The following is a 13,638-nucleotide window of genomic DNA, read 5'->3' on the forward strand; positions in this document are numbered from 1 at the left end:
CGACCGTCCCTTCCTTGTCCACAGTGGCTCTGTCATTGACGAACGCTGCCGTCCGTGAGCAGCGCGGTGAGCAGTTGTCCCAGCCAGACCCGGGCGTGCTCGACGTCCCGGTCGAGGAGGAGCTGGGTGGTGACCCCGTCGTACGCGGCCACCACGGCGTGCGCGGCGCCCTCGGCGTCGCCCAGCACGGCGGGCAGGGCGGTGTGTCCGCGGGCCCGGGCAAGCCGGTCGGCGATCGCGCGCCGGAGACGGGCCCGGTGCTCCAGCAGGGCCCCGGCGACCTCCGGGTCGCGGGCGGCGTGCACCAGGAAGTCGGTCTTCACCAGGAGCCAGTCCCGGTCCAGGAGCAGCACCTCGGTGACGCGGTCCACGGCGGCGGGCACGTCCAGGCCGGGCCCGTCCTGGGCGAGGGCGCCGGCCACCTGCTCCGCGATCAGGTCGGCCCGGTCCCGGTAGAGGGCGAAGAACAGCTCGTCGAGGCTGTCGAAGTTGGAGTAGAACGCGCCCCGGCTGTACCCGGCCGCCTCGCAGACCTCCTCGATCGACACCCGGCCGAACCCCTTGGCCGCGAACACCGCGAACGCCGCGTCCAGGAGGTTCGCGCGGGTGCGCACGCGCCGCCTGGTCACCCGCCCGGTCGTCGCCCTCACCGCCATCGGCCCGGTCCCTTCCGCCGTTCGATGCGTGAATGTATCGGATACAGCGGTGTATCCGACAGCCCCAGGACGCCGGGACGCCAACACGCTTAGAACGTACATTCGAATAGGGGCTACGCTGGTCCCATGACCACGCACCTCCAGGGCTCGCTCTTCGACCAGACCGACGAGGTCCGGCTCGGCCCGCTGGACGGACTGCGCCGTACCCACCTCGGGGCGGGTGCCTGGATCGACCTGCTCCCGGGCTGGCTGCACGGCGCCGACGCGCTGTTCGAGCACCTGGCCACCGAGGTCCCGTGGCGCGCGGAGCGGCGCGCCATGTACGAGCGGGTCGTCGACGTACCCCGGCTGCTCGCCTTCTACGGAGCCGGCGACCCGCTGCCGCACCCCCTCCTGACCGAGGCCCGCGACGCCCTGTCCGCGCACTACGCCGGCGAGCTGGGCGAGCCGTTCACCACGGCCGGGCTGTGCCACTACCGCGACGGCCGGGACAGCGTCGCCTGGCACGGCGACCGGATCGGACGCGGCGCGCGCCAGGACACGATGGTCGCCATCCTCTCGGTCGGCGCACCCCGGGACCTGCTGCTTCGCCCGGCGGGCGGTGGCGGCGGGACCGTGCGCCGCCCGCTCGGCCACGGCGACCTGATCGTGATGGGCGGCTCCTGCCAGCGCACCTGGGAGCACTGCGTCCCGAAGAGCACCCGTGCCGCGGGCCCACGCATCAGCGTCCAGTTCCGTCCGCACGGCGTGCGCTGAGGGGCGGACGGCCGTCACCGTGCCGGATCTGCTTGGCTGGTGCGGGCAGAGCGGAAACGGAACGCGGGAGACCCCATGGGCGCGGACGTACGACAAGTGGCCGACGGCACCTACCTGGTGCACGGTTCGAACACCAACTGGGTGATCCTCACCGACGGCGACGCGGTGACCCTCGTCGACACCGGCTACCCCGGCGACCGGCGGCTGCTGCTCGACTCCCTGGCAGCGGTGGGCAGTTCGCCCGAGGCCGTGACGGCCGTACTGATCACCCACGCGCACAACGACCACCTGGGCTCCGCCGAGTACCTGCGCGCCGCCCACGGCACCCCGGTCCTGCTGCACGAGGCCGAAGTGCCGCACGCCCGGCGGGACTTCCTCCAGCAGGTGTCGGTCGGCACGGTCCTGCGCAACGCCTGGCGGCCGGGCGTGCTGCCCTGGATGGTGCACGTGCTGCGCTCCGGCGGCACCGAGCAGCATCCGGTGACCGCGCCCGCGCCCTTCCCGTCGGACGGCGCCCTGGACCTGCCCGGGCGCCCGGTACCGGTACACACCCCCGGACACACGGACGGGCACTGCGCCTACCACCTCCCGGACGCCGGGGTGGTCATCTCCGGGGACGCCCTGGTCAGCGGGCACGCCATCGGCAGGACCCGGGGGCCGCAGCTGCTGCCCGACATGTTCCACCACGACCGGGCCGGCACCCTGGCCTCCCTCGAGATCCTCGCCGGACTAGACGGCGACGTCCTGCTCCCCGGGCACGGGCCCGTCCACCGCGGCCCCGTCAAGGAAGCCGCGCTACTGGCCCGGGAACGTGCCGCTTAGAGTCTTGGCATGGCCTTGCAGATCAGCGCCACCAATCCGGAGCACCCCGCGCTCCTGCTCGAACTGCCGTGGCAGCTGCCGCTGGAGCAGTGGCCCGAGGAGTACCTCGTGCCGCTGCCGCGCGGCATCTCCCGCCACGTCGTCCGCTACGCCCGCGCCGGGGACGAGGTCATCGCCGTCAAGGAGCTGGCCGAACGGCCCGCGCTGCGCGAGTACCAGCTGCTGCGCGACCTGGACCGGCTCGCCATCCCCGCGGTGGACGCGCTGGCCGTGGTGACCGGCCGCACCGGCACCGCCGGCGAGGAGCTGGAGCCGGTGCTCGTCACCCGGCACCTCGGCGGCTCGCTGCCGTACCGGTCGATGTTCGAGACCACGCTGCGTCCGGCGACCATGCACCGTCTGATGGACGCCCTGGCCGTCCTGCTGGTGCGGCTGCACCTGGCGGGGTTCGCCTGGGGCGACTGCTCGCTGTCCAACACGCTCTTCCGGCGCGACGCGGGCGCCTACGCCGCGTACCTGGTCGACGCCGAGACCGGCGACCTGCACCCGCGGCTCAGCCCCGGTCAGCGCGACTACGACCTCGACCTGGCCCGGGTGAACATCAGCGGCGAGCTGCTCGACCTGGAGGCCTCCGGGGCGCTGCACCCGTCCGTCGACCCGATCGACTTCGGCACCGAGATCTGCGCCCGCTACCGGACGCTGTGGGAGGAACTGACCCGCACCTCGGTGTACCCGGCGGGCAAGTACCACTACATCGAGCGCCGGATCCGGCGCCTGAACGACCTCGGTTTCGACGTGGCCGAGATGCAGATAGAGCACGCCTCCAACGGCGACACGGTCACCTTCGTGCCCAAGGTCGTCGACGCCGGCCACCACCAGCGCCAGCTGCTGCGGCTGACCGGCCTGGACGCCGAGGAGAACCAGGCCAGGCGGCTGCTGAACGACCTGGAGAGCTGGATGGCCACCCAGGACGACTACGCCCCGGGCGACCCCCTCGGCGCCCGCCCGGAAGTCCTCGCCCACCGCTGGGTGCGCGAGGTCTTCCGGCCCACCGTGCGCGCCGTGCCGCCGGACCTGCGGGGCTCGATGGACCCGGCCGAGATCTACCACGAGCTGCTCGAGCACCGCTGGTACCTCTCCGAGCGGGCCCAGCACGACATCGGCCTGGACACGGTCGTCGAGGACTACCTCGTCAACATCCTGCCCAAGGCCCGGGAGACCCTTCAGCCGATGTCGGACTGACCTCCCGGGCCGCCCCGCGCGTGCGGTCTCAGGCGTGCGGGACCACCGCCACGGGGCAGTCGGCGTGGTGCAGCACACCGTGCGCCACCGAGCCGATCCGGGCACCGACGGCCGTACGGCGGGCGCGGCGGCCCACGACCATCAGCTGGGCGTTCGCCGCAACCGACAGCAGCACCTGGCCGGCGCTGCCCATCTCCACGTGCTCCACCACGGGCACGTCCGGGAAGCGCTCGCGCCAGGGACCGAGCGCCTCGCCGAGCGCCTTCCGCTCGTACTGCTCCAGCCCGCCGGCCTCGTCGGCCAGCGCCATCGAGCCGGGGCTGTAGGTGAAGACCGTCGGCAGGGCCCAGGCCCGCACGGCGCGCACGGTGGCGCCGCGCGCGGCGGCCGCCTCGAAGGCGTACCCGATCACGTCGGCGCTGTCCTCGGGCTCGCCCTGCTGGCCGACGACGACCTCACGGCCGGCGGCCTCGCCCGCGGGTCCGTCGCCGGCGCGCACGAGGACGACGGGCCGGGTCGCCTCGGCGATCACCTGGCGGCCGACGGAGCCGAGCAGGAAACCGACGACCGCCCCGTGGCCGCGCGAGCCGAGCACCAGCGTTTCGGCGTCGGCCGCGGCGGCGAGCAGTACGGCGACGGGGTCGTCGGCCTCGCGGACCTCCGTGGACACGGTCAGCTCCGGGTGCCGCCCGGTGATCGCCCGGACCGGCTCGGCGACCGCGTCCCGCACCCACCGCTCCTGCGCGTCCCGGTCCCCCTCGCCGCCGTCCCTGACCTGCCAGGCGTGCACGACGTGCAGCGCCGCCTCCCGGCGGACCGCCTCCCTCGCGGCCCAGTCCAGTGCGGCCAGGCTCTCCTCCGAACCGTCCACGCCTGCCGTGATCGGGCGCGTCATACGGGTCCCTCCCTGTGTCGCGGTGACGTCCATGGGGCCCAGTCTTCCCTACGATGTCCGCATGCCATTGGAGTGGGAGCAGGTGGTGGTCGACTCGGCCGACCCCGGGGCCCTCGGGCGCTGGTGGGCCCGGGCGCTGGGCTGGGTGGTGGTCGACGACTCGTCCGACGAGTACGAGATCCGTCCGGAGCCGGACCGGCTGCCGGGACTGCTGTTCGGCCGGGTGCCGGAGGGCAGGGCCGGGAAGAACCGGCTGCACCTCGACTTCCGGCCCGTGGACCAGGCGGCGGAGGTGGCCCGTCTGCTGGAGCTGGGGGCGCGCCACGCCGACGTGGGCCAGGGCGAGGACGTCCCGTGGGTGGTGCTGGCCGACCCGGAGGGCAACGAGTTCTGCGTGCTGGGCCCCCGCGGCGGGAGCCCGGCTGCCTGAGCGCGGTGCGGCGATCGAACATACGATGGGCTGCAGGCCGGTGCGGTGACGGGGACGCCGTGCCGTGAATCCGGCCGCTCGACGTGGGGGACGCATGGCACAGGACGACGGGGCGACGCGGACCGTCATCATGACCGTGGACGACGATCCGGGGGTCTCCCGTGCCGTCGCCCGTGACCTGCGGCGGCGCTACGGCGCCACGTACCGCATCGTGCGCGCGGAGTCCGGCGAGTCGGCCCTCCAGGCGCTGCGGGAGCTGAAGCTGCGCGGCGACCTGGTGGCGGTGCTCCTCGCCGACTACCGGATGCCGCAGATGAACGGCATCGAGTTCCTGGAGCAGGCCCTGGACATCTATCCGGGCGCCCGGCGGGTGCTGCTGACGGCGTACGCGGACACCGGCGCGGCCATCGACGCGATCAACGTGGTCGACCTGGACCACTATCTGCTCAAGCCGTGGGACCCGCCCGAGGAGAAGCTGTACCCGGTCGTGGACGACCTGCTCCAGGCCTGGCGCACCGGCGACCACCGGCCGGTGCCCAGCACCAAGGTCGTCGGGCACCGCTGGTCGGCCCGGTCCTCGGAGGTCCGCGAGTTCCTGGCCCGCAACCAGGTGCCCTACCGCTGGTACGCGTCCGACACCCCGGAGGGGCGCCGCCTGCTGTCGGCGGCCGGGCAGGACGGGCAGCGGCTGCCGGTGGTGATCACGCCGGACGGGACGCCGCTGGTGGAGCCGGAGGCGCCCGACCTCGCCGCGCACGTGGGTCTGGCGACGACCCCGACCTCGGACTTCTACGACCTGGTGGTGATCGGCGGGGGCCCGGCCGGGCTGGGAGCGGCCGTGTACGGGGCCTCGGAGGGACTGCGGACGGTGCTGGTGGAGCGGTCGGCGACCGGCGGCCAGGCCGGGCAGAGCTCCCGCATCGAGAACTACCTCGGCTTTCCCGACGGTGTCTCCGGCGGGCAGCTCACCGAGCGGGCCCGGCGGCAGGCGGCGAAGTTCGGCGCCGAGATCCTGACCGCGCGGGAGGTGACCGGCCTGGAGGCCAACGGGGCCGCGCGGGTCGTGCGCTTCTCGGACGGCTCGGCGATCGCCGCGCACAGCGTGATCCTGGCGACCGGCGTGTCCTACCGGCAGCTCGCGGCGCCGGGCACGGACGAACTGACCGGCTGCGGCGTGTTCTACGGTTCGGCGCTGACCGAGGCCGCCTCCTGCCAGGGCCACGACGTGTACATCGTCGGCGGCGCCAACTCGGCCGGGCAGGCGGCGATGTACCTCGCGCGGGGTGCCAAGTCGGTGACGCTGCTGGTGCGCGGCGGCTCCCTGGCGGCGTCGATGTCGCACTACCTGGTCCAGCAGATCGAGGAGACGCCCAACATCCACGTGCGCTGCGGCACCGTGGTCGAGGGCGCGCGGGGCGACGGCCGGCTGGAGCGGCTGACACTGCGCGACGCGGAGGCCGGCGGCACCGAAGAGGTCGACGCGCAGTGGCTGTTCGTGTTCATCGGCGCGGCGCCGCTGACCGACTGGCTGGACGGGACGGTGCTGCGGGACGAGCGCGGGTTCATCCTCGCCGGGCCCGACCTCACCGTGGACGGGCGGCCGCCGGCGCGGTGGGAGCTGGACCGCCCGCCGTACCACCTGGAGACCAGCGTCCCGGGCGTGTTCGTGGCGGGCGACGCCCGCGCCGAGTCCGCGAAACGGGTCGCGTCCGCCGTCGGAGAGGGAGCCATGGCCGTGATGCTCGTCCACCGGTACCTGGAGCAGTCGTGAGCGGGCGGCCGATGCCGTGCGCCCCCGAGGAGATCGGGAAGCTCTTCCTGTTCGAGAAGCTGTCCCCCGAGCAGCTGGGACGGCTGTGCGCCGAGGGGCGGGTCGAGTTGTTCGAGCCCGGCCCGGTGTACACCGAGGGCGAGGACGCGACGTGCTTCTACGTGATGATCGAGGGGTCGGTCGTGCTCTCCCGCCGGGTCGGCGGGGACGACGTGGAGACCAACCGCACCTCGCAGCGCGGCGTGTACGCGGGTGCGATGCAGGCGTACGTCGGTGACCGGCTGCCGCAGGTCTACAACAACTCGATGCGGGTCACCGAGCCGACCCGGTTCTTCGTGCTGCCCGCGGCGACGTTCGCGGCCGTCATGCGGGAGTGGTTCCCGATGGCGGTGCATCTGCTGGAGGGGCTCTTCTTCGGGTCCAAGAGCACACAGCGGGCGGTCGGGCAGCGCGAGCGGCTGCTGGCCCTGGGCTCGCTGTCGGCCGGTCTCACGCACGAGCTGAACAACCCTGCGGCCGCCGCGGTGCGGGCCACGTCGACGCTGCGGGAGCGGGTGGCGAAGATGCGGCACAAGCTGGCCGTGATCGCCGAGGGCCCGTTCTCCCGGGACGCGCTGGCGGGGCTCATCGAGATCCAGGAGCGCACGGCCGAGCGGGTCGCCAAGGCGCCGTCGCTCAGCCCGCTGGAGGCCTCGGACCGGGAGGACGCCCTCACCGACTGGCTGGAGGACCACGGCATCGACCACGGCTGGCAGCTCGCCCCGACCTTCGTGCAGGCCGGTCTGGACACCGACTGGCTGGAGCAGGTCGCGGCGGCGGTGGACGAGGAGATCCTCGCGGGAGCGGTCGGCTGGCTCAACTACACCATCGAGACCGAGCTGCTGATGAACGAGATCGCGGACTCCACCGCCCGGGTCTCCCACCTCGTCGACGCCGCCAAGCAGTACGCGCAGCTCGACCGGGCGCCCTACCGCACCGTCGACGTCCACGAACTCCTGGACAGCACCCTGCTGATGCTGTCCGGCAAGATCGGCCCCCGGATCGAGGTCGTCAAGGAGTACGACCGCACAGTGCCGGAGGTGCCGGCGTACCCGGCGGAGCTGAACCAGGTGTGGACCAACCTGATCGACAACGCCGTCGCCGCGGTGAACGGCGCGGGCGGCGCCGGCACACTGACGGTGCGGACCGCCCTCCATCACGACCGGCTGCTCGTGGAGTTCCGCGACACCGGCACCGGGATCGCCCCGGAGATCCGGGAGCGCATCTTCGACCCGTTCTTCACCACCAAGCCGGTGGGCGAGGGCACCGGGCTCGGCCTGGACATCTCCTGGCGGATCGTGGTCAACAAGCACCACGGCGCGCTCCAGGTGGAGTCCGAGCCGGGCGACACCCGCTTCCAGGTGCTCCTTCCGCTCACCGCCGCCGAGCCCGATCCGACCGAGGAGACGGCACGAGAGGAGACGGCATGACCAGCGACACCGGAATCGACCCCACCGTCCCGCCGAGCGGCAGCGGCTGCGCCGAGTGCGACGCGGCCGGCGGCTGGTGGTTCCACCTGCGGCGCTGCGCGAGCTGCGGCCACGTCGGGTGCTGCGACAGCTCGCCGGGGCAGCACGCGACCGGGCACTACACGGCCACCGGGCACCCCTGGGTGCAGAGCTTCGAGCCGGGCGAGGAGTGGTACTGGGACTACGCGGCCGGCGAGGTGCGCGAGTCCGGTCCCGGTCTCGCCCCGCCGGCCAGCCACCCCGAGGACCAGCCGGCGCCGGGACCGGCCGGCCGGGTCCCGGCGGACTGGGCCGCCACCCTGCGGCGCTGACCGCCCGCGGGCCGGTCCGGCGGGCCCGGGAGGACGGAGCGATTCCGGCCCCACGGGACGGGAGGCGCTGTCGGACCCCCGTGTCAGGATGGGCGGCGTGCCGCAGACCTCACTCACCAGCCCACTCGTCGGCCGCGAGGACGAACTCGCGCGTCTCACCGGCGTCCTGGAGCGCGCCCGTGCCGGGGAGGCCCGCGCGGTGCTCGTCGCCGGGGACGCCGGGGTGGGCAAGACCCGGACCCTGGACGAGGTCGCCGCCCGGGCCGCCGCGGCCGGGACCACCGTGCTCACCGGGCACTGCGTGGACCTGGGCGACGTCGGTCTGCCCTATCTGCCGTTCACCGAGATCCTCGGCGCGCTGGCCGCCGACGAGCGGTTCGCCGCCGTGCTGGCCGCCCACCCGGTGGCCGACCGGCTGCTCGGCGGCGGCCCCGAGGACCGGGGCACGGCGGACCGGTCGCGGCTGCGCCTCTTCGAGGGCGTGGGCGCACTGCTCACCGACCTGACGGACGTGGCGCCGCTGCTGCTGGTCCTGGAGGACCTGCACTGGGCCGACCAGTCCTCCCGGGACCTGCTGAGGTTCCTGCTCAGCCGGGGCGTGCTCCAGCGGCCGGCCGGCGGGGCCCCGGGCCACCGTCTCGCGGTGCTCGCCTCGTACCGGGCGGACGACCTGCACCGCCGTCACCCGCTGCGTCCCCTGCTGGCCGAGCTGGTGCGGCTGCCCTCCGTGGAGCGTCTCGAGCTGCGTCCCCTGCCGGACGCCGACGTCGCCCGGCTGGTCCGCGCGCTGCGGGACCGCCCGCTGCCGGACACCACCGTGCACCGGATCGTCGAACGCGCCGAGGGCAACGCCTTCTACGCCGAGGAGCTGGTGGCGGCCACGGACACGTCCGCGGGCGGCGTGCCCAGCGGTCTGGCCGACGTGCTGCTCATCCGCTTCGAGCAGCTGTCGGAGACGGCGCAGCAGGTCCTGCGCACCGCCGCGGTCGCCGGACGGCGGGTGGGGCACGATCTGCTGCGGGACGCCGTGGGGCTGCCCGAGGAGGAGCTGGAGTCGGCACTGCGCGAGGCCGTGGAGCGGCAGTTGCTCGTCTCCGGCGACGGGGACACGTACTCGTTCCGGCACGCCCTGGCCCGGGAGGCGGTCTACGCCGATCTGCTGCCCGGGGAACGGGCCCGGCTGCACGGCGGGTTCGCCCGGCTGCTCGCCGGCCCGGACCGCCGCTCGGACAGCGCGGCCGAGCGCGCCCACCACTACCGCGAGAGCCACGACCTGCCCGAGGCGCTGGCCGCGTCCCTGGAGGCCGCCGACCACGCGCAGCGTGTCGGCGCACCCGCCGAGGAGCTGCGGCACGTGGAGGCGGCCCTCGACCTGTGGTCGGCGGTCGACGCCGCCGCGCGGCCCGCGGGACCCGACGCGGTGACGCTGACGCTGCGCGCCTCGGCGGCCGCCGCGCACGCCGGGGAGGTGCACCGGGCGGTCTCCCTCACCCGCTCCGCGCTGGCCGGCCTCGGCCAGGACGCCGACCTGGAACTGGCGGCCCGCGTGCGCTACACGCTCGCCGGGAACCTGCTCAGCGTCGACAACCAGTCGGCGGCGTACGCCCACAGCAGCGAGGCGCTCGGCCTGATCCCCGCCGAGCCGCCGTCGGCGACCTGGCTGTGGGCCGCGGCGACCCATGTGATGGCGGCCCGCCAGGTCGGGGAGAACGGGACGGCACTGCACGTGGCCCGCCGGGCCCTCGAAGTGGCGGAGGAGCTGGACATCACCGACGCCCGCGCCGACCTCCTGATCTCCCTGACCAGTCTGGAGGGCGGCAACCGGAGCACGCCGCAGGGCCGCGAGCGCCTGCTCGAGGCGCGGGAGCTGGCACGGCGGGCGGGCAACGCGCCGGTGGAGCTGCGCGCCCTGTTCAACCTGGCCATCGGCGGCTTCGAGTCCGGCGACCTGGAGGAGTGCCTGACCCGGGCATCGGAGGGACTGGACCGGGCCCGCCGCTCCGGGCTGCTGTCGTCGCCGTATCCGCGGGAGATGCGGTATCTCCGGCTGCTGGTGCAGTACACGCTGGGGCACTGGGACGAGTGCGTACGCGACTCCGAGGAGCACAGCGGGACACTCCCCGCCTGGGGTGGCCACACCCTCGGTCCGGGGCTGTACGTGGCTCTGGCGCGCGGCGATGCGGGGGCCGCCGACCGCGCGCGGGGGCTGCTGAAGGGGCCGTTCGACTGGATGGCCCGGCTCGTCGGGGGCATCGTGCTGACCGACGACGCGGCCCTGCGCGGGGACGCCGCGGACGCCGTGCGGTCGATGCGGTCCACCGTCGAGGCGCTCAGCGACGACGCGGGCACACCGCCCCTCGCGACCGTCAGGCTCGCCGCCCTCGCCCTCTCCGCGGTCGCCGACACCGTGGTGGAGCTGCGCAGGACCGGGGACGAGGCCGGCGTCGCCCGCTGGCCGGAGACCGCGGCCGAGCTGGTGGCGCAGGCGCGGTCGTCCGCCGGGTACGGGGAGGACGGAACGCCCCAGGGCCCGGAGGGGCAGGCCTGGCTGGCGCGGGCGGAGGCGGAGTTGATCCGGACCACCGGTTCCGAGCCGGACCCGGCGTCCTGGGAGAGGACGGTGGCCGCGTTCGCCTTTGGCGACACCTACGAGCGCGCCCGGTGCCGGCTGCGCCTCGCGGAGGCCCTGCTGGCGGCCGGCCGCCGCGAGGAGGCGGCCACGGAGGCCGAAGCGGTACGCCGGGAGGCCGACCGGCTCGGCGCCACGGTGCTGCGCGAGCGGCTGGACGACCTGACCCGCCGCGGCCGGCTCACGGACGCGGCGCCCGCCGGCGGGCCGGGTGCCGCGGTGCTCACCGCCCGGGAGCGGGACGTGCTGCGGCTGCTCGCGCGGGGACACAGCAACCGCCGGATCGGCGAGGAGCTGTTCATCAGCGCCAAGACGGCGAGCGTCCACGTCTCCAACATCCTCGGCAAGCTGCACGCGGCCGGCCGCACCGAGGCGGTCGCCATCGCCTACCGGCAGGGTCTGATCGTCCCGGAGCCGGCGTCGTCGGACTGAGCGGACGGGCACGGGCGCCGGGAACCCCCGCCGCCCGGCGGACGTTGACCCGGCACCGACACCCGTACGCGTACCCCTACCCGCGCCCGGAGCGCACACGACGAAACAGGGCGGCACGATGAGCGAGTTGGTCCCCGGGGGGAACGTCCCTCTGCCCGCCGGCCCCGTGCAGGTACGGGTGCCCGGCCCCTTCGACGTGTCGGCGCTCGTCACGGACGACGGCGGAAGGGTCGGCGGTGACGGGGACTTCGTCTTCTACAACCAGCCGCAGGCACCCGGCGCCCGGCTCCTGGGCGGCACGCTCACCGTCGATCCGGCCCGGCTGCGGCCCGGTGCGAGCCGGGTCACGGTGGTGGTCAGCCCGTCGGACCCGGGGACCGCGCTGAGCGCGCTTCCCTCCCCCGCCCTCCACGTCACCGACACCGCCGGCCGGACCCTGGCCCGGTTCACCCCCGCGCGCCCCGGGCAGGAGACCGTGCTGCTGCTCGCGGAGCTGTACCGGCGAGGTGAGCGCTGGAAGCTGCGCGCCCTGGGCCAGGGATACGCCGACGGTCTCGCCGGACTCGCCCGGGACTTCGGCGTGGACGTGATCGACGACGCCCCCGAGCCGCACGGGACACCGGCCCCGTCACCCGTGCCGGCCGCCGACGCCGACGGCTTCCTCGGCCTGGTCAACTCCGCCCGGACGGCGGCCGGTTCCCCACCGCTCACCGCGGACGCCCGACTGATCTCCGCGGCCGGGGCGCACGCCGCCGCGATGGCCACCGCGGGCACGCTGAGCGTCGAGACCCGGGACGGCGTCTCCGTCCATCAGCGCGTCGTCTCCGCCGGGTTCGCCTACCTCACCGTCGGCGAGCACCTGGTCTCCGGCCCGCGCACCCCCGCCGAGTTCGTCTCGTACTGCCTGGGCACCGAACGCACCCGGCGCACGCTGCACGACAGCGCCTTCACGCACGCCGGCTGGGGCCACGCCACCGGCGGGCCCTCGGGCGACACGTACTGGACGGCGCTGTGGGCGGTGCCGCTCACCCCGGACGGGCTGGACCGCACCACGGCGGAGGTCGTCGCCCTCACCAACCGGGAGCGGGCCGGGGCGGGGCTGCGTCCGCTGGCGGTCGACGCCGCCCTGACCCGGGCCGCGCAGGCGCACAGCGCGGACATGGTGGCCCGGGACTTCTACGCCCACACGGACCCCGACGGCGGGAAGCCCTGGGACCGGGCCGCCGCCGCGGGAGCCGACCGGCGCACGGTCGGCGAGAACATAGCCTGCGGGCAGCGCTCGGCGGCCGACGTGGTCGAGGGCTGGATGAACAGCCCCGGACACCGCGCCAACATCCTCAAGGCCGACTTCACCCACATCGGGGTCGGCCTGGCCGGGGGCGGACGGGCGGGCACCTACTGGACCCAGCTCTTCGGCGGCTGATCACCCCGGCCGGACACCTGCGACGGACTCGGCACGCGATCTTGGCGGAACGGCACTCTCCGGGACAGGATGCCCGTATGAAGGGTGACCTCTTTTCCAGTGAGCACATGGTGCAGCCCGCCTCCGCGCCGGGCATGACCGTCGAGAACTCCAAGTGCATCCGCTATTCGGTCAACGGTGAGATGCTCGCACGGCAGGGCGCGATGATCGCCTACCGCGGCCAGCTCCAGTTCGAACGCAAGGGCCAGGGCGTGGGCGGCATGCTCAAGCGCGCGGTCACCGGCGAGGGGCTGCCGCTGATGGCGGTGCGCGGGCAGGGCGAGGCATGGTTCGCGCACGAGGCGCAGAACTGCTTCATCGTGGAGGTCGAGCCCGGCGACGAGTTCACGGTGAACGGGCGCAACGTCCTGTGCTTCGACGCCTCGTTGTCGTACCGCATCTCCACCGTGAAGGGCTCGGGCATCGCCGGCGGCGGGCTGTTCAACAGTGTCTTCACGGGACACGGCAGGCTGGGGCTGGTGTGCGAGGGCAGCCCGCTGGTCATCCCGGTCTCGCCGCAGTACCCGGTCTACGTCGACACGGACGCGATCGTCGGCTGGTCGGCGGGGCTCGAGACCTCCCTGCACCGTTCGCAGTCCATGGGTTCGATGCTGCGCGGCGGCTCCGGGGAGGCGGTCCAGCTGCTGCTCCAGGGCGAGGGCTTCGTCGTCGTCCGGCCGAGCGAAGCGACACCGCAGAAGGCGCAGCAGCACTGATGACCGCA

General features: G+C 74.3%; 12 protein-coding genes. 10 read left to right on the forward strand and 2 right to left on the reverse strand.

The window, feature by feature from the left end; genetic code table 11:
* Nucleotides 1-32: 32 nt before the first annotated feature.
* On the reverse strand, nt 33-656 hold the full coding sequence (locus ACGF3J_RS21270) for a TetR/AcrR family transcriptional regulator (RefSeq protein WP_393854476.1): 624 nt from the start codon (nt 654-656) through the stop codon (nt 33-35).
* A 126-nt stretch (nt 657-782) separates the two neighbouring features.
* Here ACGF3J_RS21270 and ACGF3J_RS21275 point away from each other — a divergent pair, with 126 nt between their 5' ends.
* The 3 genes from ACGF3J_RS21275 (at nt 783) to ACGF3J_RS21285 (ending at nt 3,476) form a co-directional block, all read left to right on the forward strand.
* The gene (locus ACGF3J_RS21275; RefSeq protein ID WP_161326679.1) at nt 783-1,412 is read left to right on the forward strand and encodes an alpha-ketoglutarate-dependent dioxygenase AlkB; all 630 of its coding nucleotides are present in this window, start codon (nt 783-785) and stop codon (nt 1,410-1,412) included.
* Nucleotides 1,413-1,487: 75 nt separating this feature from the next.
* Entirely contained in the window at nt 1,488-2,234 is a 747-nt protein-coding gene (locus ACGF3J_RS21280) for an MBL fold metallo-hydrolase (protein ID WP_161326680.1), read from the forward strand.
* A 9-nt stretch (nt 2,235-2,243) separates the two neighbouring features.
* On the forward strand, nt 2,244-3,476 hold the full coding sequence (locus ACGF3J_RS21285; protein ID WP_161326681.1) for a DUF4032 domain-containing protein: 1,233 nt from the start codon (nt 2,244-2,246) through the stop codon (nt 3,474-3,476).
* 28 nt (nt 3,477-3,504) lie between these two features.
* On the opposite strand, the gene ACGF3J_RS21290 is transcribed toward ACGF3J_RS21285, so the two are convergent.
* Nucleotides 3,505-4,371: a universal stress protein gene (locus ACGF3J_RS21290; protein WP_393854477.1), complete on the reverse strand. Its 867-nt coding sequence runs from the start codon at nt 4,369-4,371 to the stop codon at nt 3,505-3,507.
* Between the two features lie 61 nt (nt 4,372-4,432).
* On the opposite strand from ACGF3J_RS21290, the gene ACGF3J_RS21295 reads away from it, so the two are divergent.
* The 7 genes from ACGF3J_RS21295 to ACGF3J_RS21325 all read left to right on the forward strand — a co-directional run bounded on the left by ACGF3J_RS21295 (nt 4,433) and on the right by ACGF3J_RS21325 (nt 13,630).
* Nucleotides 4,433-4,801, forward strand: a complete 369-nt coding sequence (locus ACGF3J_RS21295; protein WP_161325993.1) for a VOC family protein — start codon at nt 4,433-4,435, stop codon at nt 4,799-4,801.
* A gap of 94 nt (nt 4,802-4,895) precedes the next feature.
* Nucleotides 4,896-6,572 carry an FAD-dependent oxidoreductase gene (locus ACGF3J_RS21300; RefSeq protein ID WP_161325994.1) on the forward strand — a complete coding sequence of 559 codons (1,677 nt, stop codon included), beginning with the start codon at nt 4,896-4,898 and terminating at the stop codon, nt 6,570-6,572.
* A gap of 11 nt (nt 6,573-6,583) precedes the next feature.
* The gene (locus ACGF3J_RS21305) at nt 6,584-8,041 is read left to right on the forward strand and encodes an ATP-binding protein (protein WP_202557381.1); all 1,458 of its coding nucleotides are present in this window, start codon (nt 6,584-6,586) and stop codon (nt 8,039-8,041) included.
* Nucleotides 8,038-8,391 (forward strand): UBP-type zinc finger domain-containing protein, encoded by a 354-nt coding sequence (locus tag ACGF3J_RS21310; protein WP_161325996.1) that lies wholly within the window; start codon nt 8,038-8,040, stop codon nt 8,389-8,391. The genes ACGF3J_RS21305 and ACGF3J_RS21310 overlap by 4 nt, the downstream gene beginning before the upstream one ends.
* An 88-nt stretch (nt 8,392-8,479) precedes the next feature.
* Nucleotides 8,480-11,452 carry an AAA family ATPase gene (locus ACGF3J_RS21315; protein ID WP_161325997.1) on the forward strand — a complete coding sequence of 991 codons (2,973 nt, stop codon included), beginning with the start codon at nt 8,480-8,482 and terminating at the stop codon, nt 11,450-11,452.
* Between the two features lie 118 nt (nt 11,453-11,570).
* Nucleotides 11,571-12,875 (forward strand): CAP domain-containing protein, encoded by a 1,305-nt coding sequence (locus ACGF3J_RS21320; RefSeq protein ID WP_393854478.1) that lies wholly within the window; start codon nt 11,571-11,573, stop codon nt 12,873-12,875.
* A 77-nt stretch (nt 12,876-12,952) separates the two neighbouring features.
* Complete coding sequence (locus ACGF3J_RS21325; protein WP_161332687.1) at nt 12,953-13,630, forward strand: AIM24 family protein; 678 nt, start codon at nt 12,953-12,955, stop codon at nt 13,628-13,630.
* The last annotated feature ends 8 nt before the right edge of the window (nt 13,631-13,638 follow it).

The sequence above is a fragment of the Streptomyces sp. NPDC048171 genome, from assembly GCF_043202655.1.
In the GTDB taxonomy this organism is placed as follows: Bacteria; Actinomycetota; Actinomycetes; order Streptomycetales; family Streptomycetaceae; genus Streptomyces.

Excerpts from the sequence above, each read along its gene's own strand:
- ACGF3J_RS21270 (WP_393854476.1), bottom strand. The coding sequence starts at position 656 with ATGGCGGTGAGGGCGACGACCGGGCGGGTGACCAGGCGGCGCGTGCGC.
- ACGF3J_RS21275 (WP_161326679.1), top strand. The coding sequence starts at position 783 with ATGACCACGCACCTCCAGGGCTCGCTCTTCGACCAGACCGACGAGGTC.
- ACGF3J_RS21280 (WP_161326680.1), top strand. The coding sequence starts at position 1,488 with ATGGGCGCGGACGTACGACAAGTGGCCGACGGCACCTACCTGGTGCAC.
- ACGF3J_RS21285 (WP_161326681.1), top strand. The coding sequence starts at position 2,244 with ATGGCCTTGCAGATCAGCGCCACCAATCCGGAGCACCCCGCGCTCCTG.
- ACGF3J_RS21290 (WP_393854477.1), bottom strand. The coding sequence starts at position 4,371 with ATGACGCGCCCGATCACGGCAGGCGTGGACGGTTCGGAGGAGAGCCTG.
- ACGF3J_RS21295 (WP_161325993.1), top strand. The coding sequence starts at position 4,433 with ATGCCATTGGAGTGGGAGCAGGTGGTGGTCGACTCGGCCGACCCCGGG.
- ACGF3J_RS21300 (WP_161325994.1), top strand. The coding sequence starts at position 4,896 with ATGGCACAGGACGACGGGGCGACGCGGACCGTCATCATGACCGTGGAC.
- ACGF3J_RS21305 (WP_202557381.1), top strand. The coding sequence starts at position 6,584 with ATGCCGTGCGCCCCCGAGGAGATCGGGAAGCTCTTCCTGTTCGAGAAG.
- ACGF3J_RS21310 (WP_161325996.1), top strand. The coding sequence starts at position 8,038 with ATGACCAGCGACACCGGAATCGACCCCACCGTCCCGCCGAGCGGCAGC.
- ACGF3J_RS21315 (WP_161325997.1), top strand. The coding sequence starts at position 8,480 with ATGGGCGGCGTGCCGCAGACCTCACTCACCAGCCCACTCGTCGGCCGC.
- ACGF3J_RS21320 (WP_393854478.1), top strand. The coding sequence starts at position 11,571 with ATGAGCGAGTTGGTCCCCGGGGGGAACGTCCCTCTGCCCGCCGGCCCC.
- ACGF3J_RS21325 (WP_161332687.1), top strand. The coding sequence starts at position 12,953 with ATGAAGGGTGACCTCTTTTCCAGTGAGCACATGGTGCAGCCCGCCTCC.